Annotated in this window: 28 protein-coding genes; 2 read left to right on the top strand and 26 right to left on the bottom strand. The window is 64.7% G+C overall.

The genetic code is table 11. The features are described 5' to 3' along the window. Window positions 1-110 precede the first annotated feature (110 nt). From H4F99_RS09495 to H4F99_RS09370, 26 genes are all read right to left on the bottom strand, one after another. Complete coding sequence (locus tag H4F99_RS09495; protein WP_182669501.1) at window positions 111-884, bottom strand: hypothetical protein; 774 nt, start codon at window positions 882-884, stop codon at window positions 111-113. A gap of 52 nt (window positions 885-936) precedes the next feature. Continuing rightward, on the bottom strand, window positions 937-1,689 hold the full coding sequence (locus H4F99_RS09490) for a pesticin C-terminus-like muramidase (protein WP_182669500.1): 753 nt from the start codon (window positions 1,687-1,689) through the stop codon (window positions 937-939). 185 nt (window positions 1,690-1,874) lie between these two features. Beyond that, the gene (locus tag H4F99_RS09485; RefSeq protein WP_182669499.1) at window positions 1,875-2,483 is read right to left on the bottom strand and encodes a hypothetical protein; all 609 of its coding nucleotides are present in this window, start codon (window positions 2,481-2,483) and stop codon (window positions 1,875-1,877) included. 76 nt (window positions 2,484-2,559) lie between these two features. Continuing rightward, window positions 2,560-3,267: a hypothetical protein gene (locus H4F99_RS09480; RefSeq protein ID WP_182669498.1), complete on the bottom strand. Its 708-nt coding sequence runs from the start codon at window positions 3,265-3,267 to the stop codon at window positions 2,560-2,562. Further along, window positions 3,264-4,247 (bottom strand): glycoside hydrolase family 19 protein, encoded by a 984-nt coding sequence (locus H4F99_RS09475; RefSeq protein WP_182669497.1) that lies wholly within the window; start codon window positions 4,245-4,247, stop codon window positions 3,264-3,266. The genes H4F99_RS09480 and H4F99_RS09475 overlap by 4 nt, the downstream gene beginning before the upstream one ends. After that, the gene (locus H4F99_RS09470; RefSeq protein WP_182669496.1) at window positions 4,241-4,846 is read right to left on the bottom strand and encodes a hypothetical protein; all 606 of its coding nucleotides are present in this window, start codon (window positions 4,844-4,846) and stop codon (window positions 4,241-4,243) included. Before H4F99_RS09470 ends, H4F99_RS09475 begins: the two co-directional genes overlap by 7 nt. A gap of 41 nt (window positions 4,847-4,887) precedes the next feature. Further along, window positions 4,888-5,886 carry a TadE/TadG family type IV pilus assembly protein gene (locus H4F99_RS09465; RefSeq protein ID WP_182669495.1) on the bottom strand — a complete coding sequence of 333 codons (999 nt, stop codon included), beginning with the start codon at window positions 5,884-5,886 and terminating at the stop codon, window positions 4,888-4,890. Between the two features lie 22 nt (window positions 5,887-5,908). After that, complete coding sequence (locus H4F99_RS09460) at window positions 5,909-6,475, bottom strand: tetratricopeptide repeat protein (RefSeq protein ID WP_182669494.1); 567 nt, start codon at window positions 6,473-6,475, stop codon at window positions 5,909-5,911. Further along, window positions 6,466-6,804, bottom strand: coding sequence for a DUF192 domain-containing protein (locus tag H4F99_RS09455; RefSeq protein ID WP_182669493.1), 339 nt, complete (start codon window positions 6,802-6,804; stop codon window positions 6,466-6,468). Before H4F99_RS09455 ends, H4F99_RS09460 begins: the two co-directional genes overlap by 10 nt. 5 nt (window positions 6,805-6,809) lie before the next feature. Further along, a complete protein-coding gene (locus H4F99_RS09450) occupies window positions 6,810-7,697 on the bottom strand; it encodes a type II secretion system F family protein (RefSeq protein ID WP_182669492.1) in 888 nt (295 codons plus the stop codon). After that, window positions 7,694-8,542 carry a type II secretion system F family protein gene (locus H4F99_RS09445; RefSeq protein WP_182669491.1) on the bottom strand — a complete coding sequence of 283 codons (849 nt, stop codon included), beginning with the start codon at window positions 8,540-8,542 and terminating at the stop codon, window positions 7,694-7,696. Before H4F99_RS09445 ends, H4F99_RS09450 begins: the two co-directional genes overlap by 4 nt. 2 nt (window positions 8,543-8,544) lie before the next feature. Beyond that, window positions 8,545-10,263, bottom strand: a complete 1,719-nt coding sequence (locus H4F99_RS09440) for a TadA family conjugal transfer-associated ATPase (protein WP_182669490.1) — start codon at window positions 10,261-10,263, stop codon at window positions 8,545-8,547. Window positions 10,264-10,271: 8 nt separating this feature from the next. Further along, window positions 10,272-11,600 (bottom strand): type II and III secretion system protein family protein, encoded by a 1,329-nt coding sequence (locus H4F99_RS09435; protein WP_182669489.1) that lies wholly within the window; start codon window positions 11,598-11,600, stop codon window positions 10,272-10,274. A gap of 23 nt (window positions 11,601-11,623) precedes the next feature. After that, window positions 11,624-12,436, bottom strand: coding sequence for a Flp pilus assembly protein CpaB (cpaB, locus tag H4F99_RS09430; RefSeq protein ID WP_182669488.1), 813 nt, complete (start codon window positions 12,434-12,436; stop codon window positions 11,624-11,626). A gap of 38 nt (window positions 12,437-12,474) precedes the next feature. Next, entirely contained in the window at window positions 12,475-12,693 is a 219-nt protein-coding gene (locus tag H4F99_RS09425; RefSeq protein ID WP_182669487.1) for a Flp family type IVb pilin, read from the bottom strand. Beyond that, window positions 12,690-13,370, bottom strand: coding sequence for a hypothetical protein (locus tag H4F99_RS09420; RefSeq protein WP_182669486.1), 681 nt, complete (start codon window positions 13,368-13,370; stop codon window positions 12,690-12,692). The genes H4F99_RS09425 and H4F99_RS09420 overlap by 4 nt, the downstream gene beginning before the upstream one ends. Beyond that, window positions 13,371-14,270 carry a TadE family protein gene (locus H4F99_RS09415; protein WP_281369242.1) on the bottom strand — a complete coding sequence of 300 codons (900 nt, stop codon included), beginning with the start codon at window positions 14,268-14,270 and terminating at the stop codon, window positions 13,371-13,373. 34 nt (window positions 14,271-14,304) lie between these two features. Continuing rightward, window positions 14,305-15,153, bottom strand: a complete 849-nt coding sequence (locus tag H4F99_RS09410) for a hypothetical protein (protein ID WP_182669484.1) — start codon at window positions 15,151-15,153, stop codon at window positions 14,305-14,307. Between the two features lie 7 nt (window positions 15,154-15,160). After that, window positions 15,161-16,777 carry a Tad domain-containing protein gene (locus tag H4F99_RS09405; protein WP_182669483.1) on the bottom strand — a complete coding sequence of 539 codons (1,617 nt, stop codon included), beginning with the start codon at window positions 16,775-16,777 and terminating at the stop codon, window positions 15,161-15,163. A 254-nt stretch (window positions 16,778-17,031) separates the two neighbouring features. Beyond that, a complete protein-coding gene (locus H4F99_RS09400) occupies window positions 17,032-17,307 on the bottom strand; it encodes a pilus assembly protein (protein WP_182669482.1) in 276 nt (91 codons plus the stop codon). A gap of 239 nt (window positions 17,308-17,546) precedes the next feature. Beyond that, window positions 17,547-18,602: an OmpA family protein gene (locus H4F99_RS09395; protein WP_182669481.1), complete on the bottom strand. Its 1,056-nt coding sequence runs from the start codon at window positions 18,600-18,602 to the stop codon at window positions 17,547-17,549. Between the two features lie 97 nt (window positions 18,603-18,699). Further along, the gene (locus H4F99_RS09390; RefSeq protein WP_182669480.1) at window positions 18,700-19,833 is read right to left on the bottom strand and encodes an OmpA family protein; all 1,134 of its coding nucleotides are present in this window, start codon (window positions 19,831-19,833) and stop codon (window positions 18,700-18,702) included. A gap of 24 nt (window positions 19,834-19,857) precedes the next feature. Next, complete coding sequence (locus tag H4F99_RS09385) at window positions 19,858-20,247, bottom strand: hypothetical protein (RefSeq protein WP_182669479.1); 390 nt, start codon at window positions 20,245-20,247, stop codon at window positions 19,858-19,860. Window positions 20,248-20,630: 383 nt separating this feature from the next. Next, entirely contained in the window at window positions 20,631-21,653 is a 1,023-nt protein-coding gene (locus H4F99_RS09380; RefSeq protein ID WP_182669478.1) for an OmpA family protein, read from the bottom strand. A gap of 222 nt (window positions 21,654-21,875) precedes the next feature. Then, window positions 21,876-22,682, bottom strand: coding sequence for an ABC transporter permease (locus H4F99_RS09375; protein WP_182669477.1), 807 nt, complete (start codon window positions 22,680-22,682; stop codon window positions 21,876-21,878). Beyond that, window positions 22,679-23,665 carry an ABC transporter ATP-binding protein gene (locus tag H4F99_RS09370; RefSeq protein WP_182669476.1) on the bottom strand — a complete coding sequence of 329 codons (987 nt, stop codon included), beginning with the start codon at window positions 23,663-23,665 and terminating at the stop codon, window positions 22,679-22,681. Before H4F99_RS09370 ends, H4F99_RS09375 begins: the two co-directional genes overlap by 4 nt. A 127-nt stretch (window positions 23,666-23,792) precedes the next feature. Between H4F99_RS09370 and H4F99_RS09365 the strand changes: the two genes are divergently transcribed. Together H4F99_RS09365 and H4F99_RS09360 are read left to right on the top strand one after the other, a co-directional pair. Next, window positions 23,793-24,602 carry a ferredoxin--NADP reductase gene (locus tag H4F99_RS09365; RefSeq protein ID WP_425488014.1) on the top strand — a complete coding sequence of 270 codons (810 nt, stop codon included), beginning with the start codon at window positions 23,793-23,795 and terminating at the stop codon, window positions 24,600-24,602. Between the two features lie 161 nt (window positions 24,603-24,763). Next, window positions 24,764-26,302, top strand: coding sequence for an alpha/beta fold hydrolase (locus H4F99_RS09360; RefSeq protein WP_182669475.1), 1,539 nt, complete (start codon window positions 24,764-24,766; stop codon window positions 26,300-26,302). Window positions 26,303-26,315: the final 13 nt, after the last annotated feature.

Raw genomic sequence — 26,315 nt, 5'->3', positions numbered from 1 at the left:
AGAGACGGGCTGGGGCGCCTCTTCCGCAGCTGCCGGGGTCGAGGCCGCGATACCCACGAGTAGCAGGCCCCATCCCCAAGCGCGCCCACGCCCTCGCATGCCGCCGGCCGTCACTGCCTGAACGCACCCAGAGGAATCGGCGCCGGGGGAACGGTGGGCACCGGCATCTCACAGTCACCGCCCGTGCCGGTTCCCGCGCACTCGAGTGCGTAGGCGTCGATCGGAAGACGCACAGTCTCCACGAACGTACAGACCGGTCGCTGGGCTGGGTCATTGCAATCGGCGTTGAATCCCAGCATGCCAGCCTGCAACCAGCGTTGGACCAACGGGAGGTGGACGGCCAGGGCGTCGTCATCACGCGCGAACAGGGTCACGGCGGGGGTGCTTCCTCGCTCCGCGCGTTCAGCCGCATACGCGTCATACGCGGTCTGGTCGGCGATGGCACGCCCGGACCGGCGGCTATAGAGCATTGGAAGGTCATCGATGGCGCCGAGCAGTTGAAGATCGCCACCGGTGCCCCGGATAGCGATCGACTTCACGAAGGCCTGGCCCTGCTGCCATCCCCAGTAGATCGTTACGCCGCTTTCCAGCCGCAATTGCCGGGGAGGGTCCTGCTCGAACCCGGCCACGATCCGGTCGGCAACCGGGATCGGATTCGCGCTTTCCGCACCGTGGGGCGACGTCATCCGGGCGCCGCCCGCCACCTGTCGGATCTCATCGATGAAGGCCTTGAACGCGTCGGCCGATGGGGCCCTGGTCCTGCTCGGCGCCGCGTTCTCATCCGGACCGGCGGTGGGGTCATCGTTGCTCCCGGGCGTGGCACTGCATGCGGCAGCTCCCGACAGGAGCGCCGTTGCCAGGCAAGTTGCGATCAATCGGTTCACTTCGTACCCCCTCTCATTCCTTCCAGCCGGCGAAAGCCCGTGGCAGGCATTGTCATTCCCCCGGGCATGGGTCACCGGTGTTCGGGATCTGATGATTGTCGATGGCATCCTGAAGCAGCTCGCCTTCACGCCGTCGTCGCCTGGTGTAGGGATCCGGATTGCTGTCGAGCCACTCGGCCAACTCCAGCCATTCGCCGCGGTACACGTGTCCCCAGAACGTCTGGCGGATATTGCCGCGGGTGTCCGAGAGCCCGTACTGGTAGGCGAAATCCATGATCACCGTCTGCGCCGCGGCGGGCAATTGCCGGAACGTCATGCCCAGTTCGTTCTCCGCGTCGAACTGGTCCGCGATCTCGTTGAGGAAATGGAACTTGAATGCCTCCGCGAGTAACTCCGCCTCGGCCTCCGTCACTGTCAGGGGTTGGGCAGCCAAGGCATCCGCGGCCGCCTGCCGCCTGAGGCCGAAGTACGGGTCCAGCGTATCCATCAAGGCATCCACGTCCACATTACCGGCGTTACCGTGCTCGGCGATGTAATTGTCGATGATCGTGCGGGTGCCGGCAGCGCTCTGCTGGCCGAGGTCGATGCCCGTGCTGATGGTGACACCGCTCTGGCCGAGGATCTCCCCGTTCCGGCGCGGAATGTAGCCGTCCAGGACAAGCGCCCCTTCGCTTTCCTCCAGGAAGTCATCGTCCAGGCGCCAGGCTTCGGTACAGGCCTCGGCCGCGGGATCTTCCTCCTCTCCGAACTCGCAACCCTGAGCTTCGGCCCAAGCGTCCTTGGCTTCCTGGTTGACGAAACACATCCCGGGATCCGGACATGGCGGAAGCGTACTGTTCTGCTGGGCATGCAGCGGCGATACCGCGAGGGTTGCCGCGAAGACGAACAGCATGGTCCGGAAGCATGAAAGTCCCAGGGCGAAACGGCCCCGGAACGATCCTGGATTCCTTTGGTCGTCAAGAACTGCGCTCATTGCGTTTTTGCTCCTTCCTATGGAGTGCCGCCCCATGCTTCGTAGCGCCGGGCAGAAGGTGCCGCCATCTCCAGCACGGGCGCCACGAACGATTCGTTGGAGCCCAGTGCCTGCAAGATGCGACCGTCCCGAGTGCGCACCACGATCATCGGCGTGAACCCGCCCCATTCCTTCCACGCCTGCTCGAGCGCCCCGTGGCTGGCACCTAGGCGCAGGCCGTTGGAAGCCGGGACATGTCCGCCGTGCCGCGCGTCGAAGTCGTAGTCTCGGTAGTTCGCTATCAGTGCGGCAACGGGGTCCTCTGAAGAGAGCAGCGACGCGGCGACCGCTTCGCTGTCCCTCTGGAAATAGGCCGTCGGAACCCAACGTACCGCCAGGCTCGGGTACTTTTCCCGCAATGTGCGGTCCAGTCGGGCGCAGTACGGGCAGTTCGCATCGCATATGACCTGTACATTCGCCTGAAGACCGCTGGCTCCCATCCACCGGATGCCGCTTGCCGCCTCCAGCGTCCGCCAGGCGTCGTCGGGTAGCGGACGGTACTGGCGGACCTGGGCATCGGCAGCCCACGGAATCGAGAGCAAACCTGCCAGCAGAACGGCGCGAACGAGCTCAAGGCAAGTTTTCATCGTCGTGGACTCCAGTCTTTCGTCATGTACATGTGTTAAGCGGCGAGCTGCGCAAACAGGTGAGCTGCCCGCGTGCCTAGTAGCCAAGTTCCTGCAGGCGCGTCCGGAACGCGCGCTCGTCTGCGAAGGGATACTCCACCTTCTCGCCTTCCCTGATGCCATCGAAGCCGAAGGAAAGGCTGGGGTCAGCGAGTTCGACCCGCTGCATCAACGTTCGGCCATCTTCGATCTTGAAGACATGGGGCTCATACATGGTCCCGACGCTGCCCAGTGCGTTTTCCACTTTCCATGCAACGAGCACGATGAGCTCGCCCGCGGGGTTCGCGTCGGCATTGGCGACGAATATCCGCGTTACCTCGGGGTGTTGCCCGCCTTGGGAGCCTATGGCAGCCGAGTGGGTGGCATGGCCGTCGGACCCTTTGAGGCAAACCTCGAGCTGCAGTTCGTCATTGACGTCAAAGCCGTAGGCAAGCTGGAGGACGCCTTCGCCGGAGGGAAGATCGATGGGCCGTGGCCGGGTGGCATATTGCAGGCGGGAACCGGAACGCACCCTCAGTACCTTGAGCGAGGACCCGGAGAAGTCGGGCCCTAGCGCGGGCACATCCTCGTAGGCGATGCCCGGTCCGAGCAGCGCACAGAGTGATGCGGCGACGTCGGCCTGGGCGGGCGCCGTCGCCACCGGACCTGGCTTGGCCGGTTCAGGGGCCGGTACCGCGCCCGAACACCCTGCCAGGAACGCCGACAGGGTCAGGGAGGCCAACTGCAATGTCTGCTTGATGTTCAACTTCCGCAATCCACGTCTTCGAACACGTTGTTGCTCCAGATGGCATCGAAATGGTCGCGCCGATCTCCGTAACTGCTTGTGTGGCGATTGATGACCCGCGTGATCGCGTCGACGTCGCCACCCCCGGTGCCGGCATCCGCGGACAAGTGCAGGCCATTCTCGGTCCAGTAGTGCGCCGCAGATGCGAGCGCATACTGCGGCTGCTCGAGCAGCTCGGGATTCTCTACGAAGTCGATACCGTCGTCTCCCGAGGAGTTCTCGTAAGCGTCCTGCAGCGACTGGTAGTTGTCCCGACCCGTCGTCTGCAGGAGCCCGCCGCCGCGGAAGGCCCAGCCATCGCCACTGGCGACGTCGCCGTTGCCGATCCTGCCGGCATACGCCCGGTTGGCGATTGCTTCCTGATCGGCAACCTGGGTCACCCGGCCGTTGGCATCCTGCAGCCTGCCGTACCGGTCGGCTTCGTCAGGGTTACGGGCGAAGTAGCTGAAGGTCGCCTTCAGCGCGGCAGACGTGTAATTCATGCTTTCGCGCAAGCGGAGCCGGGGGCCCGTTTCCTCCCGGACCTGCGCGAAGAAATGCGACAGCCGTTCCGGCGTGTCGAGGTTGTACTCGACGAGGTTGCCGTCCAGTTGATCCGCGAAATCCTGCAACAGATCGGCATCCGCGTTGGGCCACACCTCACCCAGCATCTCCGCGGTTACCGTGCAGTCGCCGTTCTCCTCCGGGCCCGCGAATGCACACCCGCGCTCCGCGGCCCAGGCATCCTTCGCGTCCTGGTCGAGGAAGCACATTCCCGGGTCGGGGCATTCCGGCACGTCCTGGCCCCAAGCACCGGGGACGACGACGCCGAGGCCGATCAGCAGGAAGAAGAGCGGGGACAGCGAACCCCGCAAATGACGATGCGTCGCCCGGGACTCAGGCCTGGCCGCCCGCGCGAATGCCCGGGGGGAAGCAGTCGAGTCTTTTCCGGGCGTCACCATGCGTCGTACGCCTGTTTGCTCCGCCCTGCCCGATCCAGTACGGGATCCAGGAAAGCAGGAGAGGTTCCGGCGGCCTGCAGCACAGTGCCGTCCCCGGCCCGGACAAGGACCATCGGCGTGAAGCGGCCCCAACCCCTCCAGCGCTCCTTGAGCGCCGCATGTGATGCATCGAGTTTGAGGACGTCTGCGGATGCGTCGCCATACCCACCGCGGCGTGCCGCATGATCGTATGCCCGATAGTTCCGGTCGAGGGCCGCCCGGGGATCCGGTGCCGCCAGGATCGCCGCGGCCACCCGATCGCTATCCGGCTTGAAGTAGGCGATGGGAACCCACCTCACGCGAAGTGCGGGCCGGCGTTCAACGAGCTGTGTATACACCCGCGCGCAATAAGGACAATGAACGTCGCAAATCATTTGCACGTCCGGGATTCCGGGCGTCGTTCGGCCGAACACGATCCCCGGCGTACCCTTGACGTGGTCCCACGCGGAGGCAGGCAATACTTTCGGTGCGACGATTTCGTGTGCCGTTGTCGCCGCTGCTGCGACGGGAGCGGCGGCCAACCACGCCAGAAGCACGCAGCCAATCACGAGGGAACCCACCTGGGCACCGAGTCGTTTCCCGCGGGGGTGAACGGGTAGGGTCATGCGCAAACCGGTGGCTCCCAGGGATCGGGCTCAACGGGCGGTTCGGGGTCACCACCACCAGGCGGATCACCACCTCCGGGGGGATCACCACCACCGGGGGGATCACCACCACCGGGGGGATCACCACCACCGGGGGGATCACCACCACCGGGGGGATCACCACCACCGGGGGGATCACCGCCACCGGGGGGATCACCGCCACCGGGGGGATTGCCACCACCGGGGGGAGTCCCGCCACCTGCATCGGCCAGCAGCTCGGCACTGTAAATCGGCGACTGCATGCGTACGATCGCCGTGGACTCCAGAGGAATGCGAAAGTGCCTTCCCATGACCCATTCGCCATGCATGGGATCGGGACCGCTCAGCAGCGGATCCTTCATGTCGACGGTGCCGGTGTCGAAGAGGCCATTTCGCTTCACGTAGTCCGATTTCCCGCGAAGCACGCGATCGACGAAGGGGACGATCAGCGGGAAGTCATAGCGCACCTTGATCTTCAGGATGTTCGCGTCCTGGATGTTGACACCGCTACCGCCTATTCCGTTCGCCCGGAACGCGAGGTTGTCGTTGGGAAGCGCCTCGCGACCGTCGTACTGCCGCTCCTTGAATTCCTCCCAAGCCTGCTTGGTCGGACTGATGATCTCGATCTCGGCGTTCCCCCCATATCCGCTGACGCCGTTTACGTCGAGGGCCGCAGCACCATACGCCCGCACCAGACCGGCAACGTCGCTGGAGCTCGCGTACAGGGGCGTCAGTCCACGAATGAGGCCGTCGCGCATGTCCTCCATATTGGCGCCGTTCACCGCTCCCGCACGCGCGGCTTCGAGTGCGGCGTAATCAAGCGTCGTCTTGGCGCGGTAGATGAGCACCATCTGGAACACCAGAAGCACCAGGAACAGGAACACGGGCACCACCACGAGGAATTCGGGCAGTGACTGTCCACGCTGCGGGCTGGCGGCGTTGGGCCTCTTGCGTCGAGTGGAGTTCTTGCGTTCCATGGCATGCGCTCCGTGTGCTGCCTCAGCTCCCGGTACGGGGCCTTGTCGGCGTTGCCGGTGTCATCGCGTCTTCCGGTCCCGCGGTCTTACCTCCGCCGTCGTCCGGTCGGGGTGTCGCCCCCTGGTTCGACGGCGGTGCAATCAGGGAGAACACTGCCGCCGACAGCTTCAGACTCTCGTCGAACACGCGCTCCCCTGAAGTGGAGTTCTGCACCCCAGCCGCGAACGACGTCTGTGCCTGATGCAGGCGTACCAGACCGAGGTTGTGCCAGGCCTTGCCGTTGTCGGGGTCGAGCTGAAGGGACTTCTGGTAGGCGAAGGCGGCATCATCATGGCGACCGGTCCTCACCAAGGCATTGCCGAGCCGGTACCAGTAAGGACCCTCCGTGGGCAACTGCTCAACCAGATCGCGGTACAGTTGCGCCGCCTCTTCATCACGACCATTCGCATAGGCATCGTTGGCCCGGCGTTCGACCTCTAGCAGGTCGACCGCATCCGGAGTGGTCCTGTGCTCGTTGCCCGCGCAGGCCGCCATGGTCGTGCAGAGGGCTAGCAGCAGCGCAAGCAGGGATGGATGTTTCATCTCCATTCGATCACGTCTCCAGGCTTGATCGAGAGCCGGCGTGCAGCACCAGCGTGGAACTCGATGACGCTGCGCGCACCCTTCTGTATGCGTGCGCGCCAGGGCGAGACGTGCTCGCGGACACCGAGCACGGTGCCGGCTCCGTCCACGAACACGGCATCGATGGCATAACCCATCCCGAAGGTGTGGATGCTGCCACATGGCGATATCAACATGGCCTCGCTGCCATCGCTTGCAAGCGGTGAGCGGAACAGCAGGCCCCGGAGCCGCGCCCACCACGAAAGCGCAGCCCAGCCATTCGGTACCAGGCATTCCCCGCCCCGATAGAAGCTCATGCGTTTCACAGGATCCCGTCCTCCACCATCTTGAGGTAGATGAAGTACGCGAGGATGATGAAGATCAAAGGGAAGAAGAACATGACCAGAGGCGCCATCATCTTCACCGGCGCCTCAAGCGCAAGCTTCTCCGCCCGGAGGAAGCGTTCCTCGCGGCGCTGCATGGCCTGGGCCCGCAGCGTCTCGCCCAGGCTCGCGCCCACCCGGTCGGCCTGGATCAACGCGCTGGTAAAGCTGGAAATCTGCGCGATATCCATGCGATCCGCCAGACGTTTGAGGGCTTCCGACCGTGGCAGGCCGGCGCGCAGGTCGCGCAGCATCCGCGCGAACTCCTGGGACAGTGGACCGGCGGGGCCTTTCATCACCGCCTGCTCGATGGCCCCGGTGATGTTGAGGCCGGCTTCGACGGACATCGTGATGAAGTCGAGGAAAATGGGGAGGTCACGGATCACGTGCTTCTGTCGGGTCTTGCGTCGTTCCCCCAGCCAGAGACTGGGATAGAGCCAGCCCAAGGGAAGGCCGAACACGACGCAGAATGCGAACGTAGCCAGGTTGAGCTGCTCGAGGAGCACCACCGCGAGCAGGAAGAAAGCAACCATCAGCCCAGCGGATACCACACGCAAGCCGGCCAGCTCCTCCGGGGTCACGAGGTAGTCCTGTCCGGCCGCCTGCAGGTTGCGATGAGCCTTCTCGAGGTCACTCGACTTCATCCTCGGGCCAATGATGTACGTCGCAGCGGTCACCAGCGGCCAGATCACTTTGAGGCCGAAGGGCAAGGGATCCTGATAATCACGCTCGTCCTGCGGCACCTGGTTCAACAGGCCGCGCGTGCCGATGATGACCATGACGATCGCGGCGATGACGCACAAGGCTAGAAGTGACAGCTGGATCATATGTCGATCGTCATGATCTTGACGCAGAACTTGTAGCCGATGTACTCGAGGATCGCGCAAAGCGCGATCACGCCGTATCCCAGCCAGGTGTTGAACATCGGCTCCATGGTCGTCGGGTAGGCCGACGCCAGATAGGCAGTGATTGCGATGGGCAACATCGCCATCACGATCCCCTGAAGCTTTCCCTGTGACGTCAGTGCTTTGACCTTGTTCTCCATGATCAGGCGTCGGCGAAGGGTCTCGGCAAGGATCTTCAGGCTCTCCGCAAGGTTGCCGCCCACCTCGCGCGAAATGGATACCGCCGACACGAAAAGCTTCACGTCGAGCACCGGTACCCGCTCGGCAAAATGATCGAGTGCATCTTCGGTCTTCACCCCAAGGTGTTGCTCGCGCAGCACCAGGGCCAGCTCCTGCGCCAGAGGCGGATAACCGTCCTTGACCAGGCTTTCCATGGCCGGGGAGAAGCCAAGTCCTGCTTTCATGGTGCCCGAGAGCATCATCAAGGCATCCGGCAGCTGCTCCTGGATCTTGTTGATGCGTCGCTGCTTGAGCCATCGGTAGATCTTCTTCGGCATTACCGCCAGCAGGACGGCAGCGACGATCGCGATGAGGGGGTTTCCGGTAACGGCCCAGAGCAGCAGGGGCACGATCACCAGCACCATGATGTTGGCGATGTAAAGTTGCCGGGGATCAATGAAAAGGAACATGTCCGCAAGGTTGACCCGGGCCTGCTCCATGAAGGCCTCGTGGTAGCGGGCCATGAAGACGTCGCCTGCACGAATGGCGTAGATGCCTGCCAGGGCCACCGCCGTGAACGCGGTGATGGCAATCAACCAGACTTCCATGGCTAGAACTCCTCCTCGGGCTTGCGGAAGATCGACAAGTCGATCTTTACGCCGCGATCCGCCAGTTCCTCCATGAACTCGGGGATCGCCCCCGTCGGCTCGAAGGCGCCACTCACCTTGCCATCCTCGCCATGATGCGTCCGGACCCTGAAATGGAAGATGTCCTGCAGCTGGATGGTCCCGCTCTCGATGCCGGTGATCTCGGTGATGTGGGTCACCTTCCGGGACCCGCAGGGGAAGCGGCGCTGGTGCACGATGAGGTCTACGGCCGATGCGATCTGCTCGCGCACGACGGCCATCGGCAACTCCATGCCCGCCATCAGGACCATGACCTCGATACGGGAGATGGCGTCTCGCGGTGAGTTGGCGTGAGCGGTGGTGAGCGAGCCTTCGTGGCCCGTGTTCATTGCCTGCAGCATGTCGAGCGTTTCGCCCCCGCGGCACTCGCCGACGACGATGCGATCGGGACGCATGCGTAGCGCATTCTTCACGAGGTCACGGATGGTGACTTGCCCCTTGCCTTCCAGGTTCGGCGGACGCGCCTCCAGGGAAACAAGGTTGGGCTGCACCAGCTTGAGTTCCGCCGCATCCTCAATGGTCACGATTCGATCGTGGTTCGGGATGAAGTTCGACAGGATATTCAGCAGGGTCGTCTTGCCGGAGCCCGTGCCCCCGGTCACCACGATGTTCTTGCGTTCGCTTACCGCCGTCTCGAGGAATGCCAGCATGCTTTCGTCGATCGAGCCGTATCCCAGGAGATCGCGGCCGTCGAGTTTCTTCTTGGCGAACTTTCGGATGCTGATGCTGGGGCCCCGGAGCGCGATCGGCGGGATAATCGCATTCACTCGGGAACCGTCCTTGAGTCGTGCGTCCACCATCGGGGAGCTTTCGTCGATCCGGCGGCCTAGAGGCGCTACGATGCGCTCGATCGCCGACAGTACGGCACGATCATTGGTGAAGTACACGGCAGATTTCTCGATCCGACCGCTTCGTTCGATATAGATCTGATCGTGGGCGTTGACCATGATCTCAGTGACGGTGTTGTCGTCGATGAGGTCCTCGAGAGGACCCAGCCCGATCGCTTCATCGAGTACCTGTTTGGCCAACATCCGCCGGTTGATCGTTTTCGGAAGCTCTGCGTACTCCTTGTCCAGAACGGCTTCGATCAGCTCGATGGTCTTCTCACGGAGGGCGGCGTCCGTCAGGCCGCGGACATCGACGCGGCGCAGGTCCATCTGCTTGACCAGGGACGCGTGGACGCGCTCCCGCCAGATCACGATGTCCGGCGGCGTGTCCGCGGTGGTGGCGATCTCGGTTGACTCGCTCGTGACTGGCGCCGTGGCCCGGAGCCCGTCGTCGGAAGCGGGCCGGATGGACGCAACCGACACAGGCGCCGGATCTGGCACCCTTGCCGGGGCTCGGGTGCCCGAATCGGAGAAGATTCGCAGGCGGTAGTCCCCGATCTCGATGATGTCGGCGCTGCTGATGGGACCCTGGCGGTCCTTGATGGCGGTTCCGTTCAACCGGACCTGGGCGCGTCCGCCGGTTGACTCGATGAACATGCCTTCGTCCTGAGCGCGGATGAGCGCGTGCTGCTTGGCAATGCTCCAGCCTTGGAGAATCACCAGATTTTCCTCCCCGCGGCCGACCCCACACTCGTTGTGCAGGCATCGGATCTTTCTCGGCTCGCTTCTGGGAGCTTCTACTACGACGTTGAACATGTGGCTGCTCAGTCAAATATGTCCGTACCGATGGTTTCCTTGAAGTCCTCGAGCATGCGCTCGCTCTTCTGGATGCCATCGATATTGGCCGGATCCCCCGGACGCACGATTCGAGGCGTCACGAACACCACGAGGTCGGTCCGTCCCGCACGAAAGTTGTCCGACCGGAACAGCCGGCCCAGGACCGGGATGTTGGCCAGACCCGGTATGCCGCCGAAGCCCTTTGAGCCGGTGATGTCGACAAGTCCCGAGATCACGATGGTTTCGCCCGAGCGAACGTTGAGCTCCGTGCCCGTGCGTCGGGTCAGGAACCCGGGGATGCCCTGCACCGAGACCGCCGGATCGATCTTGCTGACCTCGGTCATGATGACGGTGGATATCTCGTCGTTGTCATTGACGACCGGCTCGATGTTGAGCTTGACGCCGTACTCCTTGAACTCGACGTTGGTGGCACCGAAGCTGCTGGTCAGCGGGATTGGAATCTCGCCCCCGGCGAGGAAGTCGGCGCTACCGCCGCTGCGTGCACTCAGCTGTGGTGAGGCCAGCTCGTAGGCATTGCCGGTTTGCGTCAGCAGGTTGATGCGGGACGTAATGGAGGTGGCGATCCCGAAATAGGTTTCCATCGGGTTGATGCGGGCCGGCAGCGGCAGGTCCTCGAACGGACTGCCGTCCGGAAGGATCCGGAAGAACGAACTGGAGAAATCCTTGATGGCGCCACCGGCCGGCCCATCGATGCTGTCCTGCCAGTCGATGCCAAGGTCGCGGAGGGCATCGCGCTTGAACTCCATGATCCTGACGTCCATCAGCACCATGGGCTGCATCGCGACGAGGTCGGGCGTGCTCAGGTTGACCACGTTTGGATAAAGCTTGGCGATCACACCCACGCGCTCGGCCTCCAGTGCCGTCAGCTCGCCAGTTACGACGACGCTGTCGCCAATGTCCTGGACGCGCGCCTTTGAATCGGGCTCAAGCGCCAGCAGGTCACGTACGAGCAGCGATGTGCTGCTGGTGTCCACCGGGCTCACGCTGACGTCGACCGAACGCTGTCCTCCGTCCTCGTACCAGAGGTGCAAGGTCGTGGTTCCGGCCTGCCCGGCGCCGGCTATGACGACCAGCTGCCGCTTCTCGATCGTGGTGACTTCGATGAGGTCACCGTTACCAACCGCCACGCGCGCCAGCGGGCGGTTGCTGGTGTACACCTTGACCTGCCCTCCGTAGAGATCGAGCTGGCTGGGCAACGAGGCTGCTTGCGCGCGAACTGGTCCGATGGGCGCGATCGCCCCTGCGACAGCCATTGCGAACACTGCCAAAAGTCCGAGAATCTTGTCCCTTCGCATTGATGATCTATCCATTTCGATTATTAGTTCCCGCCGATGATGTATTCGACATCATCGCCACCGTCGCCACCGAAAAGACTCATCAACGTTTTCTCGGAAATTCCCGACAGGCCGAAGGGGGTGTTGTCCTCGAAGTTGCGCAACAGAACGCGTACTTCGCCGGCCTTCTGGCCTACCGTCAGCAGCTCCGCCTGGTCCGGATCGAGCTCCAGCGTGACGCTCGAGAACGCCGCGCTTTCAGTCCCGTCCGGGAGGTCGCCAATCTGCGTCCCGGTCGCGAGGACCGTGATGTTCTCAAGGAGGGGGGCAACCCGCTCGCCTTGCTTCTGCTTGGTTGCGGAACCATTCCCGGTGTCGGCATCGGCGTCGTAGGTCAACAGAATGTCAACGCGATCGCCCGGGGCGATCATCCCGGAAATGGAGTTGTTCTCGTTGACGGAAAGCGTATAGCCGACCTTCCCAGGCACGATCACATGGGAGAACTTGTCGTACATCGGCACGAGCGCGCTCGCGCTCAAGGGCGTTCCCTGCTTGATCGGCGAGCGGACCATGCGGTCGATGAACCCGGTGTAGTTCTCGGTCGTCACGGCATCTGCCGGAACGAAATCCACGGGAACCGTGCGGGTGACCATGTCGGATTCCGCTATGGTTTCGCCCACCTCCAGGTTCCGGCGAGACACCACGACCTCGGTTTCCGTGACCGTGACGCGCGCCGCGGCGGTAGCCTCGGCGACGCGTTCCTGGATGTAGCTGACGCTCAACAGCGCAGCGATAAGTCCCAGTACGATTGCCCCCCCAAGGAACAGGACATTCTTGTTGAGTTTAGGTAATGCCACGCGCTCCCCTTTGCATTGATTTCTTCAGGAATTCTTGTTCATGGCGATGGGAACGTCACCGACAGTGCGTGGGTGAACGCTCCGTACAGATCCTTGATCGCCTGCATCAGCTGGCCGACGACGTTCTCGTTGGCGACCAGCACGACGATGACCAGCATGGCGATGATGCTGTACTCGATAACTGCGCTGCCGCGCTGATGCCGCGTTCCCAGGCGAGGCATCCTTCGTTTCATCGGCCAGACATCTTCAGTCTTCATTCGATGGTCACCACGGTTGACGTCACCATCCGTTCGTCACGCGTGATTGCCAGCGCCATCTTCCCGCCCTGCGAACGCTCGAAGCGGGCGACGCACTGGGTGGAACTCGGCCTGCAGCCCGCGGACTCGACCACGCTCCAGCCCTCCGCGCGCATCCGCTGTAGATAGCGCTGTTGGTTGACGTAGGGCGAAAGTTCGTTCTGCAGCACCAGCGTGCGCGTCTTGCCGGGCGTATCGAGATAGACGATGTCGCTGACCACCTCCGTTCCCGCTGGTCGATAGAAACCCTCGCCCAAAGTAGGAACCTGGCCGTCGGCGGGCATCTTCATGATGCCGACCGTGCCGCGTGTGCCTCCACCGACGTCCTCAAGCTCCACCGTGACAAAGTGATCCCCTTCGGCATGCCCGATGATCGTCTTCGACTCCACCTTGTCCACGACATGCTGCCCGGGCCATTGCTCCGCGTAGAAGGCAACGATGTCGTCGACGCCCTGTCGGGAGACGAACCGGCTCGACTGCATGTCGAGCCCGTTGTACTTCATGTGCTCGCTGACCATCTCCCCCGTGCTCCCCGCCGGCAGGCGCACGTTCGGCCACGCCCATGCCTGCGCCGAGTTGCAAAGCAAGGCACAGGCGATGATCGCCCCCTTGAGCGGCATACCCGTCGCGCGCGCCATCTACTGCTGGTACTCCTGCAGGCGGTCACGCGGCACGATGTCGGGCTCCATGTAGCCTGGGCGGATGCGGAAGGGAACCCCGACCAGGGGGACTTTCTCCATGAACTCGATCTTCTCCAGCACATCGGTCACGCCGCTCAACCAGGAGCTGGGTACCAGAGGACCCGCCAGTTGGTCTTTCACGCGTCGGCTGTTCCTGGACCCTGCGTCGATCAAGCCGCTGCCAGACGCACCCCATGTGTCCGCCAGCAACACGTGCCGGCTTTCGATCGAAAGGTCGAGGCTGTCAAAAGGCGCTACAAACGTTGCAGCTGATCCATCGCTGGCCTTCAGGTTTTCCGGCGTGACCACCATTCGCGCGGTGACCAGCCCGTCGCTGTTGGGTGGGACACTGGAACCGGGCAGCGAATCGAGCAGGCCACCTGCGCCTTCCAGAAACCCGGACAGCGGCCCGCCGGCGTCGTTGCCAAAGGGCTCGAGGGAGATGCCGTTGCGCTTCAGCAGAGGCTGGTCCGAGAACGTGTTCATCATCGCTGCCGGAACGCCGGCATCCTGCTGCGCCTGTTCGGGCGTGCTCAGGATCCGAGTTTCGGCAAGCGCGAAGTGCCGGTCCACGAGCAGGTTGCGCTGGCGACTTCTCCATGCGGAGCTCTTCAGGGACGAATCCCAGTCATAAGCATCAACTGCCGTCGCCTCCCACGCGGCCGCACGCGTCGCCTGCTGGGCAACCTGGCGCATGTGGGCATACTTCGCGAGCATAGGGATCAGCAGGAAGAGGGGCACGAGCACGACCGCCAGGATGGCCATCTCAGTCAACGCCTGACCCCGTTGCGATCGCGGACCCGGTGAGTGCGAGAGGCGCCACGCCGGCTGCGAAGTCGTTGGAAGGTGTCCTTTCATAGCCATCTCCAGGATGCCCGGGGTAAGCCCGGTTTCATTCGGGCCGCATCGCGGCGGTATCGATGGCCCCATCGAGCACGAACTGTTCGGTCCTCAGCCGTGAACCGGCTTGGCCCGGTGCAGGCTCCGCCTTGAGGACGAGGCTGTATCGATCAGGGCCGAGGTTGGCCTCGAACTCGCCGGGGTTGGAAGCGTCGAACCCCCATTCGGCCCCGCCAGACCAGCGGCAGACCACCGCGCCGTCCGCAGAACGCCATTCCATGCAAGGCTGTCCCTGCACGGCCTGTTCTTGTGGACCGGTCCATCCGGCAACCGATTCGGCCTCGGATGATTCCACCGGCATCGGTTCCAGTTCGTCGGGATTGGCGGGCGATACGTCCCGTGTCCCGCTTTCAAGGTCCAGGACAATGGACTGGTTGGCATCGAAGAACTCGTGATACCCCGTGCGCTGCGACCGGAACAGGCAATGCTCCTGGCGCGCGCTGTCCCCGCTGGTGTACCCCCATTCCTCGACGCGATAGGCCGATTGGCCCGCTGTGCGCCAAAGTTGCCAGCGTTCGGTGCCGACGCGTCCGGCGTCATCCTCGGGAAGCGGTCGAGTTGGCAACCCGGCTTCCTGGCATGCAGAAAGCGCTTCCCGATATCCTTTCTGCGGGCCATTGCTGCCGTCCGCTTCAAGCACTTCAACCCAGCGATCGACGTAGAGCGACGGCAAGTGCCGGCCCGATTCGTCGATGTCCGCGATTGCCGGGCCAGCATCACTGTCCCCGGCATCCGGTGAGCAGGCCACCAGAGTCAACCCCACCAGCGCGGCACAGGCAGCGAACCCCGGGGCCATCGCATGCGGGCGAGCACGCCTGCCTGAAATGATGTTCTCGGCCATCTTCAACTCAACCCCCAGAAATCAAGGCGTCTAGCCCCGCGGCGATGTAGTCCTCCTTGGGGGTCTCCACCAGGCGGGCTTGCCAGTAGGGGCTGAATACGCTGCCCTTCTCCAGTTCGTTCACCGCCTGCGGCTCGCCGCCCCACTGCCTCGGCACCTTCCTCATGAACCATCTAGCGGTGCTGCTGGCAGGATCGAAAGGACGCACGAAGTAGGTCTGGGCTGACGCGATCGCCGTGAGCTTGTCGCCCCTCATTGCATTGTCCAGTTCCAGCTGACCGCCTTCGGGCCCGCCGATCCCATCGATGTCTTCGCTGGTGCGCGCGGCCTGACGCTCGCTTTCGACCAGAACGGTAAACGTGGGCCCTGGATGCTCCTCGCTCGATGAATCCACGACGTCCTGCTTGACGTCGTGGTAATCCCGAAGTCCCTGATAGCCGCTGAAGTAGGCGTCCCTCTTCCGGTTGCGCTGACCGGTGGGGCGCATCGGCGTGAAGAACGGCACGCTGGCCGGCGCGTTCACCGAGGGATACCGGTCGATCAAGCCGCGACGTCCGCCGAAGGTGTCACCGGCGCCGTTGTACTGCTTGTAGGTTCGCTCGCCGGGATGGTAGTCGGAGTACCAGCCCTTGCCGCGGCGATTCCGGCCACCGGCGCAGATGCCCCCGTTGCGATTGTTCGGGCAGCCACCCTGGAAGAAACCCGGTTGGCGATTGCGGCTCTCCAGTGCCTGGGCACCGCCGAAACCCAGCGGGACGTCGAAATCGATGTCGAACAGTCCGAGGTCGATCTCCGCGGTGAAATCCAGGCCATCGGCGGCCACCCAGCGGTTGTACTGCACCATGTCGGTGCCACCGGCTTCGTTGAAGCCGATCTTGACCACCGAGAAATCGATCCCGAGAAAGTCGTTGCGGTCCGCCGTGAAGCGATCACGGGAGGCCATCACCACGTTACGGTAACGATCCATCCCCGGATTCGGGCTTCTGGCCCGATGCTCGTCAAACAGCTTGCCGCCGGGCAGCGCCGACGCCTCCAACAGTTGTTTCAGCAGCAGTGCATGACCCAACGGAGCGATCCTCGCGGTGGGATCGTTCTTTTCGACCACCTCGCGGGCGATCATGAAGCCATTGGAACCCCCTCCGAACCGCAGCGTCGCGCTGGCCGCGGTTGCAAGAATGCCGTTCACTCCGTCCACGGCCCCAATGACCCCGTTCGCGAACGGATGGTAGGCGTCGCGCGCCCGGCCAATCACCCGTTCCACCTGCTTGTAGACCTGCGCCATGGGTCTGGCGACGATGTTGATGTAAGGGACGAAACTCAGGTAAGTCATCAGGTTGTGGCCGATGACCGCATGCGAATGGAACATGTTCATCCAGGACCACATGCTGACCAGCTGCGCGATCGCGACTTCGTTGGCGACGCGGGCACGATTCATGTAGGCGGCGAAGTTCATCGCCCGGGCCTGTTGCACCGCGACGCTATAGGCCGCGGCGTCGGCAGTATGGGTCAGGCTGACCTTTTTGTTCACCGCCTGCCCGGTGTTGAACATCAGGATGGCGCCAAGGCACAGGATCCCGACCAACACCAGGAACAACACCATGGCTTGCCCGCGATGCTTGTGCATGGCCGAGACAAGGCGTGCGCGTGCGACGGGCCCACGCGAGTCCCTTGTCGGGGAGAGATCCTTTGGCTGCATAGCGCGTCACTCCATGTCACGTGCCGACCAACACCTAAGACCCGGACCGCAGCCCGGTCACGGGCGCACGGATGTACGCCCGGTCACGGGTCCTGCAGTTGGGCTGCACCTCAATCGTGCATGCGGGTCGGTGCTGCAAGCACGTCAACTCCTTGGCCTTGTCGCCAAGGGTCTCTCGGGCGTTACTGGCTAACGGTGTTCTCGTACGAGCCCATGTTCTTTTCGGTCTGGGCGTCGCCCGACGCAACGTCCGCTGCATTCTGCGCTGCGGAGATCTCGTCAGTGGCCTTCTGGCCGGACAGCTCAGTGGCCATGCCGGCCATCTGGTTACGCACCGTGCCACCAAAGAAGCTGACAACAGTGATCGAAGCGATCGCGATCAACGCGACGATGATGATGTACTCGGTCATGCCCTGACCGGTCTGACGCTTGCCGAACTTGCGCTGCTTGAGTTCCATGAGTGGCCTCTCCTTCTCGATAGTGATTCCCTGCTCCGCGACGTTTCCAGATGCAGGGTCTGGTCGGACGTATACGGCTGTTCCGGCCCCCTGCGGACATTTCGCGACACGGAACGCCACTTAGTGACGCCTGAGGGCACGCGAAAGGTAACCGTCAACGATGACGAGATCAAGACTTGACCGTATGGCCAATGTCGAAAGTCAGGGATCGCACTTGGCTTCGTGACATTCATCACGATTTACCCACGTTTCACGAGTTCCACCCTGCGGTTCTGCGCACGTCCCGATTCAGTGGCGTTGTCGGCGATGGGTCGGTCCGGTCCGAATCCCTGGGCCTTGAGACGGGAGGCGTCGACGCCACCCTCGTTCAACTCAGCCACGACCGCCTGCGCACGCGCCTCTGAGAGCGCCCGGTTGTGGGTCGCACTGCCTGTGTTGTCAGTGTGGCCGTCGACCGAGAGCGCGAGGCCTGGATCCTGCTGCAGCAGCTGAAGCACTTCATCGATCTGCGGCTGGGATTCGGGCAGGATCTCGGCCTTGTCGGTGGCGAAGTGGATCTGCAGCGAGATGCGGCCATCGTCGTCAAGGAGCTGACGCAACTCGCTGGCGGGGATCAGCGTCGCGGTCGGCACGAAAGCTTCCGACTCGGCGATGGCGAGGCTGCCGCCGGCGCTGTAGGTGTTCAGATACACCCAGATGTTGCGCTCGGGCTGGCGTAGCAGCCAGACCACACTGGGTCTGCCGGCGATGTTGCCCAGGCCGGTGTTGTACTCGACCATCACATCGTTTCCGAGTGACTCCACCGCTTGTGCCGGCACCTGCCCCTCGAACACCTTGACACCGCCCGCACCGGCAATGATCGCATCGAGATTGCGTGCGATCTCGTACTGCGACATCTTCTTGCCGGCTTCGGTGCCGATGAAACTGGCCCACAGCTTGCCCTCTACCCACTCGAAACGGTCACCAACCCAGAACGGGAAACGGTTGTAATCATGGGTCTCGCGGCTCTGCGGCTTGTAACCGGCCGGAAGGGTGAAGTAGGGGAATTCGCCCAAGGTCTCTTGCGAAACCGGCACCGAGGTCACGTCGAAAGTGTCCGCGCCGGTGTCCGGCTCCGTGGCTTGGGGCCGCCCACTGTCATCCTCCGCGGACGCGGTCGCGGCAACGGGTGCCTGCACGGCCGACGGGGCTGTGCCGTCGTCAGCCGGACGCTTGCAGCCTGCCAGGGCCGCTGCGACGGCGAGGGGAATGAAGGTGAGGAGTACGAGGCGGGGTCGAGTTTCGTTCAGCGACACCAGGAGGCTCCTTGGTTCCGTAGGAAGTGACGTTCAGTTCGGGCATGTGCGGTCGCGGACTCGATTGAAAAAGTCCACGCTGCACCTCTTGATCGTGTCAGCGTCGCACCAGTTCCACGCGCCGATTCGCCGCCTTGCCCACTTCGGTACTGTTGTCGGCAACCGGCTGGCTCTGGCCGAAACCTTGTGCCTGCAAACGCGCAGCTTCGATGCCTTTGGAGGCCAGTGCGGTCACGACCGCGCCTGCCCGCGCCTCCGACAGTGCCTGGTTGTGCTCGGCGTCGCCGGTGTTGTCCGTGTGGCCGTTGACGGCAAGCTCCAGCGACGGATGCTGCTCCAGCAATTCCAGGATCTGCGCGATCTGCGGCTGCGATTCCGGCAGGATGTCGGCCTTGTCGGTGGCGAAGTGGATCTGCAGGGCGACCCGGCCGTCCGCATCCAGCTTCTGCTTGAGCGCATCCGCGGGAAGGAGCCGGGACGTGGAAACGAAGGCCTCCTCTTCGGCGACGATCAAGCCGGCGTAATTCTGTGCTTGGCAGGTGCGGACCCAGATCGTCGCGCCTTCCCGTCGAATCACGAAGGTCTGGATGGGCGCATGGGCCCAGCACCGGGCCTCGGCGTGATACGGCTTCATCAGCGCCTCGATGGATGGATCATTGCGGACTTCGGTCGGGGTTTCGCCCGAAAAGACCTCCACGCCGCCTGCCTGCTTCACCACGTGTTCGAGGTTGCGTGCCACCTCCAGTGGCGAGAATTGCTTTCCGCTGTCGCGATCCACGCGGATCCCGGTTGCGTAAACCTTGCCCTCGACCCGTTCGAAACGGTCCCCTGTCCAGAACGCCGCCTGGCCGAAGTCGAGGCGACTGACATTGCGCGGCGCGGCTTCCTTGTAGCCGTCCGGGATGGAGAAGTAGGGAAACGCTCCAAGAGGCACGGCCGAAACCGGAACATCTTCGATCGTGAAGGGCGCATCCCCCGGTGCGGCTCCGGCGGCAATATCCGCCGCCTCCTGACGCGGCTCGACCACCGGACTTGGGCCCGGCTCTGCAGTCCCGTCGCCAGTCGGCGCTTCGGCATCGGCGCCTTGGTCGCTACCGCAGGCCGCTAGCGCGCCGGCCAGCAAGACGACCGCGAGGCTGCGGCCCAATGCAAGGGAAAGTCGTTCGTTCACTTCCAGGTGTCTCCCTGACGAACGTCGGTCAATCGACAGGATCGCCGACGTCCAGCGCATTCATGGAATTTTATGGGGTTTGGCTCACTGGCCGTAGGTCTGGCCGAGCTGCCGGGCCATCTCCTCGAACTGCTGTTTGACCTCGACGCAGGCGTTGGTCCGCTCGGATGCGGAGAGGGTCTGCCACTTTTGCTGGACCTGCTGCTCACCGGACGAGAAGCCGCGATCGAACGAGGCGGCATCCATGCCGGACTGCTGGTGCTGGGCGCGCTGTTTCTGCTTGAGCATTGCGAGCTCGCTGTCCGTGGCATCTCCGCACAGGCCGGCGATGGTGTTCATCGCGCCTACGCTTTTCCCCATCTGTTCGCCGATCGCGGCGAGGTCTCCTCCTTGAGCGGATACGGAGGGGGGAATTGCCAGCGAGGCGAGCGTCACGGTCATCGCGCAGATCAGGGGCTTGAAGGCATTCGACATGAAAGAGCACTCCAGTCAGGGGGTGGGGGATTGGGATCAGGGGAACGGGGCAGGACTTGGACAGGGCCGCGGTGGCCGCTGGCGACACGCAGCGACACCTTGCTGGGCTGGGGAACGCACGGCGGGCTGCAGGCGCCCCGACAGGCATGTCGGGGCCGTGCCAATGTGCGGAATGTGTTCCTTCACGTGCCAACCTCGTCCTGTGTCGGGTGCGACGGTGATCGCGGCTCAAACGCGGTCGAACACGCCTGCACATCCCGAAGATAGCAAAAGCGCCACGGCACAGGCATGGCATGTGTCCCGATCTTTCTATATCGACTGTCGTCGGGTCCGTTCCGCGACGGCGACCCCGGTCGACGTCGTGGAACGGTGTGCAGAGGTGATCAGATCCTGACCAGCTCCACCCTTCGGTTCTTCGCGCGGCCGTCCCCGGTCGCGTTGTCGGCCACCGGCTCGCTCTGGCCGAAGCCCTTGGCCTGGAGCCGCGAAGCGTCAATGCCGCGCTTGACCAGCGCGGCGACAACGGATTCCGCACGGGATTCGGACAGCATCTGGTTGTGGACAGCGTCGCCGCTCGCATCCGTGTGGCCGTGGATGGCCAGTTGCAGCGCGGGGTCGTTCGCCATGAGGTCGGCTACCTGCTCGATCTGCGGCATCGAGCCGGGCAGGATGTCGGCCTTGTCGACCGCGAAGTTGACCTGCATCGCGACCTTGCCGTGCGCCTCGATCTCGCGCTTGAGCCGGTCGGCCGGCAGCAGGCTGGCGGTGGCCTCGAAGGGCTGGGCCTCGACGATCATGAGGCCCGCGCCGGCGCTGTCGGCGCACAGGTGCAGCCATACCGTGCGCTCCGCGGTGCGGATCACGTAGGTCTGGACCGGGTTGTTGTAGACGTCGCCCCAGCCGTCGACGAGGTTCTTGCGGACGTCACGAGGCACGGCCTGCAGGATGTCCGGCGCGATGGCGGAATCGGTGATGCGCACGCCGCCGGCCTGTTCGATGACATGCTGGATGTTGCGCTCGAGTTCGAGGTCGGAATAGGCATGGTCTTCGCGGGCCTGGAGCGTCGCCAGGTAGGCCTTGCCCTCGACCTCCTCCAGACGGTCGCCGGTCCAGAAAGGCACGCGCGCGAGGTTCAGGGTCTGTTCGTTGATGGCTTCGTAGCCGTCAGGCAGGGCGATGAACGGGAAGGCGCCGAGCACCCGGTCCGAGACGGGGACCGAGCCGAGCTCGAAACCCGTTGGCCCGGCATCCGTCGCCGCGACGGGCGCGTCCGGCACCGTATCCGCTGCCTCGGCCGCCGCGTCGGGCGTCGTGCCCTCTGTCGTGGCGGGAGTGGCATCGGGCCGATCGGCGCTGCCACATGCCGTCAATGCGAGCGCCAGGATGATTCCCGCCCCGCGTTGCATCGTGCTCGTTGACCGACAGATCTCCATTCCGTTCCTCCGATGGGTTCTGGCGCAGCATCATAACGATGCCGCGACGACAACACGCATCCGCACGCGGGGAGTGTCGGATTCGTCACCTTTCGGAGGCGGACAACGCGGTTTGCGTCACACCTTCGCCCATCGTCACCGGGGACGCGGAAGCGCGAGGGCGCCCGCGCATGACGGGCGCCCGCGCGAAGCCGCTCAGCTGCGCAGGCCGACGCCCTTCTTCAGCAGGGTCAGGCCCACCGCGGCCAGCACGACGACGAAGCCGAGCATCAGCACGTAGGCCACCCACAGCGGCACGTCGCTGACCCCGAGCAGGCCATAACGGAACGCGTTGACCATATAGAAGATCGGGTTGGCGTGGGTGGCGGCCTCGGCCCAGTCCGGCAGCAGCTTGACCGAATAGAACACGCCGCCGAGGTAGGTCAGCGGGGTCAGGATGAAGGTCGGGACGATCGCGATGTCGTCGAACTTCTTGGCGTAGACCGCGTTGACGAAGCCGGCCAGGGCGAAGATCGTCGCGCCCAGCAGCACCGTGGTCAGGGTGACGAAGGGGTGCGGGATGCGCACCGGCGTGAACAGCATGGCGATGCCCAGCACGATCACGCCGACCGCCAGGCCGCGCGCGACCGCGCCGGTGACGTAGCCGGTGAGGATCACCCAGTTCGGCATCGGGCTGACCAGCAGTTCCTCGACGTGGCGGCCGAACTTGGCGCCGAAGAAGCTCGACGAGATGTTGCCGTAGCTGTTCTGGATCACGCTCATCATCACCAGCCCCGGGACGATGAAGTCCATGTAGCTGATGCCGTCCATGGTGCCGATCCGCGAGCCGATCAGCCCGCCGAAGATCAGGAAGTACAGCGTCATGGTGATCGCCGGCGGCACCAGGGTCTGGCCCCAGATGCGCAGGATGCGGCTGATCTCGCGGCGCACGATGGTGCCCAGCGCGACCAGGTGCAGGCGGAAGGGGCTGGGCGCGGTGGCGCCGGTGTCGATGGCGCTCATGCGGTGGGCTCCGGTGCGACCTGGGCGGTGCCGTCGGCGGCGTTGTCGCCGGTCATGCGGACGAAGAGTTCTTCCAGGCGGTTGGACTTGGTGCGCATCGAGCGCACGCGGATGCCGGCCTCGCCGAGGACGGCGAACACGCGGTTGAGGTCCATCGCGCGCGGCATCTCGATGTCGAGGGTGTGGTCGTCGGCCGCGCTCAGCGTGGCGCCCTCGATGGCGGGCAGGCGCGCCGGCAGCTGGCCATCGATGTCGAGCAGGAAGCCCTCCACGTCCAGCCGCGCCAGCAGCGACTTCATCGGCCCGGCCGCGACAATGCTGCCGCGGTCGATGATCGCGAGGTTGCGGCACAGGCTCTCCGCTTCCTCCAGGTAGTGCGTGGTCAGGATGATCGTGGTGCCGGCGGCGTTGATCTCGCGCAGGGTGTGCCACATGCCGCGGCGGATCTCGATGTCGACGCCGGCGGTGGGCTCGTCGAGGATCAGCAGCCGCGGCCGCGTCATCATCGCGCGGGCGATCATCAGCCGGCGCTTCATGCCGCCGGACAGGGTGCGGCTCATCATCCGCGCCTTCTCCCACAGGTGGGCGCGGCGCAGTTCCTGCTCGGCGCGGACCAGCGCTTCCTCGCGCGGGATGCCGTAGAAGCCGGCGTAGTTGACCAGGATATCGAGCGGCTTCTCGAACATGTTGAAGTTGATTTCCTGCGGCACCAGGCCGATCAGGCGCATCGCCGCCGCGCGGTCGCTGGCAAGGTCGGTGCCGAACACGCGGACCTCGCCACCGCTGAGGTTCACCAGCGAGCTGACGATGCCGATCAGGGTGCTCTTGCCGGCGCCGTTGGGGCCGAGCAGGGCGAAGAAGTCGCCCTGGGCGACGTCGAGGGAGACGCCCTTGAGCGCCTCGACCTTGGTGTCATAGGTCTTGCGCAGGTCGCGGACCGAGAGAGCCGGTGGCGAGCCCGCAGGATCGGGGGGTGGGGTCATCGCGGAAGCCATGCTGTGGGGGGCGCCGTGACGGAGGTCGCGGCGCGAACCGCTATTATAGGCGGCCCGACGTCCCCGGTCCGGGCTACTGTGTTCCACCCCCGTCCCCGGCGGCGACCGCGGCGGGGTGCCCGGTCCGGACGAATCACCCGAGGAGCCTGTTGCCGACGTGGCCATTCCGCATTTCCCGCTCAAGCTCGTCTCGCGCCGCATGCTTGCGCCCGCCGTGGGCCATTACACGCTGGTGCGGGATGACGGCCAGCCGCTGGACTTCATCCCCGGGCAGTTCATCCAGGTCCACTTCACCTATGCGGATGGCACGGCGACCAAGCGCAGCTACTCGTTGGCGACCATCCACGACCATGCGATGGGACCGGGCGAAGCGGTCGAGATCGCGGTGAGCTACGTGCCGGGCGGTGCGGCGACGGCACTGTTCGAAGGGCTGGATGTCGGCGACACCGTCGATGCCAGTGGCCCGTTCGGGCGTTTCTGCCTCCTGCCGGGCGACGACAATGCCCGCTACCTGCTGATCGCCACCGGGACCGGCGTCACGCCCTACCGCGCCATGCTGCCGCAGCTGGACGCCGCGATCCGCGAGCGCGGCATCAAGGTCGTACTGCTGTTCGGCGCACGCACGCCGGACGAGCTGCTCTATGGCGACGAGTTCCGGGCGTTCGCCGACCGTCATCCGTCGAATTTCCGCTTCATGCCGTGTTTCTCGCGCGAACTCCCGGCCGCGGGCAGCGCGCATGCGCATGCCGATGTCCGCCATGGCTACGTGCAGCAGCACCTGGCGGAGATCGAACCGGATGCCGGCGCGGACATCGCTTACCTGTGCGGCAACCCGGACATGGTGGATGCCTGTTTCGAAGCACTCAAGGACGGGGGGCTGGAGATCAAGCGCATCCGTCGCGAGAAGTACGTCAGCAGCAAGTAACTCGACTGGCTTTCACCGTCTCCCGCACGTCCGCCGCCGCGCCGGGGATCGCCGGCGCGGCCGGCCCGGTGCCTTCGGTCACATTCAAGCGGTCGCTCCCGTCTGTCATGCTGTTGGTGATCGACCAACGACCTGACGGGACACCCATGCAGCACTCTTCTATGAACCGCCCGGGCCGCCGGGCGTGGCCTCGCGCCGCCCTCGCGGCCGCCACCGCAGCCGTCCTGTTGGCCGCCGGCTGCCAACCGGGCCCCGAGGCGCCGCTGGAAGACGACACAACGGTCCATCGCTACGGCGAGATCGCGTTCCAGCCCTGCGTGCTGGGCGGCGAGGATGGCATGCCGACGGTGGAAGCCCAGTGCGGCGGCTTCGAAGTCGCCGAGGATCCGGCGAGTCCCGGGGGCCGGCAGATCCGCCTCAACCTGGCCTGGCTGGAGGCGGAGAAGGGCGGTGGCAGCGACGATCCACTGTTCTTCATCGCGGGCGGCCCCGGACAGGCGGCAACCGGGGTGGCGCCGATGGTCGAGATGGCCCTCAAGGACGTGCTCAAGCAGCGCGACGTGATCCTCGTCGACCAGCGCGGCACCGGCCAGTCGAACCCGCTGGATTGCCGCGATGCCGACGGTGAGCTGCTGGGCTTCGACGCCGCGGCGAGCGGTGACGTCGAGGAGGTCAAGGCCTACTTCCGGCAATGCCTGCGCTCGCTGGAAGGCCGGGCCGACACCCGTTTCTACACCACCACGCACGCGATCGCCGACCTGGACGCGGTGCGCGCCGCACTGGGCGTCGACCGGATCAACGTGATGGGTGGGTCCTACGGCACGCGCGTCGCCCAGCAGTACGCGATGCGCTACCCGTCGCATACCCGCACCGTGGTGCTGGATGGCGTGGTCCCGAACCGGCTGGTGGTGGGCGGCGAGTTCGCGCGCATGCTCGACCGCGCGCTCGACCGCCAGGACGCGCAATGCGGTGAGCAGCCGGCATGCCGCGAGCGCTTCGGCGACGACCTCGTGGGGCGCATCCGCGCACTCGAGGCCAAGCTGCGCGCCGAGCCGCTCGAAGTGGGCTACCGCCACCCCACGACGTTCGCCGCCGAAACCGGCACGCTGGACGCCGACACGCTGGTCGGACTGGTGCACGGCGTGTCCTACGTGCCGCAGCTCAGCGCATTGCTGCCGCTGGTCATCGACGAGGCGGAGGAAGGCCGCTACGGACCGCTGATGTCGATCGCGCAGTTCTGGAGCGGCCGCATGGAGGGGATGATGAACCTCGGCATGCGCCTGTCGGTGGTCTGCGCCGAGGACGCGCCACGCTATACCCCCGACGATGCCGATGCCGGCACCCTGATGGGCGCCGACCTCGGCCCGCAGTTCTTTGCCGGCTGCGAAGGTTGGCCCGCCGGCGACGCGCCCGCCGGTTTCAACGACGCCTACAGCGGCGACATCCCCACCCTGCTGATCTCCGGCGACCTCGACCCGGTCACCCCGCCGGAGTACGGCGATGAAGTCGCGGCGGCGCTCGGCAACGCCCGCCATCTGGCCCTCAAGGGCCAGGGCCACGGCGTGATGGGCGTGGGCTGCATGCCGCGGCTGGTCGCGCAGTTCGTCGAGTCGGCCGATCCGGCGGCGCTGGATGCCGACTGCCTGGACACGCTGTCCTATGTCCCGCCCTTCACTGGCTACAACGGCTGGGAGCCCTGACGCGCCGCGCGCG

The sequence above is a fragment of the Marilutibacter penaei genome, from assembly GCF_014145395.1.
Lineage (GTDB): Bacteria > Pseudomonadota > Gammaproteobacteria > Xanthomonadales > Xanthomonadaceae > Marilutibacter > Marilutibacter penaei.
This window is presented reverse-complemented; position numbering and strand designations above follow the sequence as displayed.

What these genes read in the sequence shown, in the direction of transcription:
- H4F99_RS09490 (WP_182669500.1), bottom strand. Translation starts at nt 1,689, where the DNA reads ATGTGTTTCGTCAACCAGGAAGCCAAGGACGCTTGGGCCGAAGCTCAG.
- H4F99_RS09485 (WP_182669499.1), bottom strand. Translation starts at nt 2,483, where the DNA reads ATGAAAACTTGCCTTGAGCTCGTTCGCGCCGTTCTGCTGGCAGGTTTG.
- H4F99_RS09475 (WP_182669497.1), bottom strand. Translation starts at nt 4,247, where the DNA reads ATGGTGACGCCCGGAAAAGACTCGACTGCTTCCCCCCGGGCATTCGCG.
- H4F99_RS09465 (WP_182669495.1), bottom strand. Translation starts at nt 5,886, where the DNA reads ATGGAACGCAAGAACTCCACTCGACGCAAGAGGCCCAACGCCGCCAGC.
- H4F99_RS09460 (WP_182669494.1), bottom strand. Translation starts at nt 6,475, where the DNA reads ATGGAGATGAAACATCCATCCCTGCTTGCGCTGCTGCTAGCCCTCTGC.
- H4F99_RS09455 (WP_182669493.1), bottom strand. Translation starts at nt 6,804, where the DNA reads ATGAGCTTCTATCGGGGCGGGGAATGCCTGGTACCGAATGGCTGGGCT.
- H4F99_RS09450 (WP_182669492.1), bottom strand. Translation starts at nt 7,697, where the DNA reads ATGATCCAGCTGTCACTTCTAGCCTTGTGCGTCATCGCCGCGATCGTC.
- H4F99_RS09445 (WP_182669491.1), bottom strand. Translation starts at nt 8,542, where the DNA reads ATGGAAGTCTGGTTGATTGCCATCACCGCGTTCACGGCGGTGGCCCTG.
- H4F99_RS09440 (WP_182669490.1), bottom strand. Translation starts at nt 10,263, where the DNA reads ATGTTCAACGTCGTAGTAGAAGCTCCCAGAAGCGAGCCGAGAAAGATC.
- H4F99_RS09435 (WP_182669489.1), bottom strand. Translation starts at nt 11,600, where the DNA reads ATGCGAAGGGACAAGATTCTCGGACTTTTGGCAGTGTTCGCAATGGCT.
- H4F99_RS09425 (WP_182669487.1), bottom strand. Translation starts at nt 12,693, where the DNA reads ATGAAGACTGAAGATGTCTGGCCGATGAAACGAAGGATGCCTCGCCTG.
- H4F99_RS09420 (WP_182669486.1), bottom strand. Translation starts at nt 13,370, where the DNA reads ATGGCGCGCGCGACGGGTATGCCGCTCAAGGGGGCGATCATCGCCTGT.
- H4F99_RS09415 (WP_281369242.1), bottom strand. Translation starts at nt 14,270, where the DNA reads ATGAAAGGACACCTTCCAACGACTTCGCAGCCGGCGTGGCGCCTCTCG.
- H4F99_RS09410 (WP_182669484.1), bottom strand. Translation starts at nt 15,153, where the DNA reads ATGGCCGAGAACATCATTTCAGGCAGGCGTGCTCGCCCGCATGCGATG.
- H4F99_RS09405 (WP_182669483.1), bottom strand. Translation starts at nt 16,777, where the DNA reads ATGCACAAGCATCGCGGGCAAGCCATGGTGTTGTTCCTGGTGTTGGTC.
- H4F99_RS09400 (WP_182669482.1), bottom strand. Translation starts at nt 17,307, where the DNA reads ATGGAACTCAAGCAGCGCAAGTTCGGCAAGCGTCAGACCGGTCAGGGC.
- H4F99_RS09390 (WP_182669480.1), bottom strand. Translation starts at nt 19,833, where the DNA reads ATGCGCTGGACGTCGGCGATCCTGTCGATTGACCGACGTTCGTCAGGG.
- H4F99_RS09385 (WP_182669479.1), bottom strand. Translation starts at nt 20,247, where the DNA reads ATGTCGAATGCCTTCAAGCCCCTGATCTGCGCGATGACCGTGACGCTC.
- H4F99_RS09380 (WP_182669478.1), bottom strand. Translation starts at nt 21,653, where the DNA reads ATGCAACGCGGGGCGGGAATCATCCTGGCGCTCGCATTGACGGCATGT.
- H4F99_RS09375 (WP_182669477.1), bottom strand. Translation starts at nt 22,682, where the DNA reads ATGAGCGCCATCGACACCGGCGCCACCGCGCCCAGCCCCTTCCGCCTG.
- H4F99_RS09370 (WP_182669476.1), bottom strand. Translation starts at nt 23,665, where the DNA reads ATGACCCCACCCCCCGATCCTGCGGGCTCGCCACCGGCTCTCTCGGTC.
- H4F99_RS09360 (WP_182669475.1), top strand. Translation starts at nt 24,764, where the DNA reads ATGAACCGCCCGGGCCGCCGGGCGTGGCCTCGCGCCGCCCTCGCGGCC.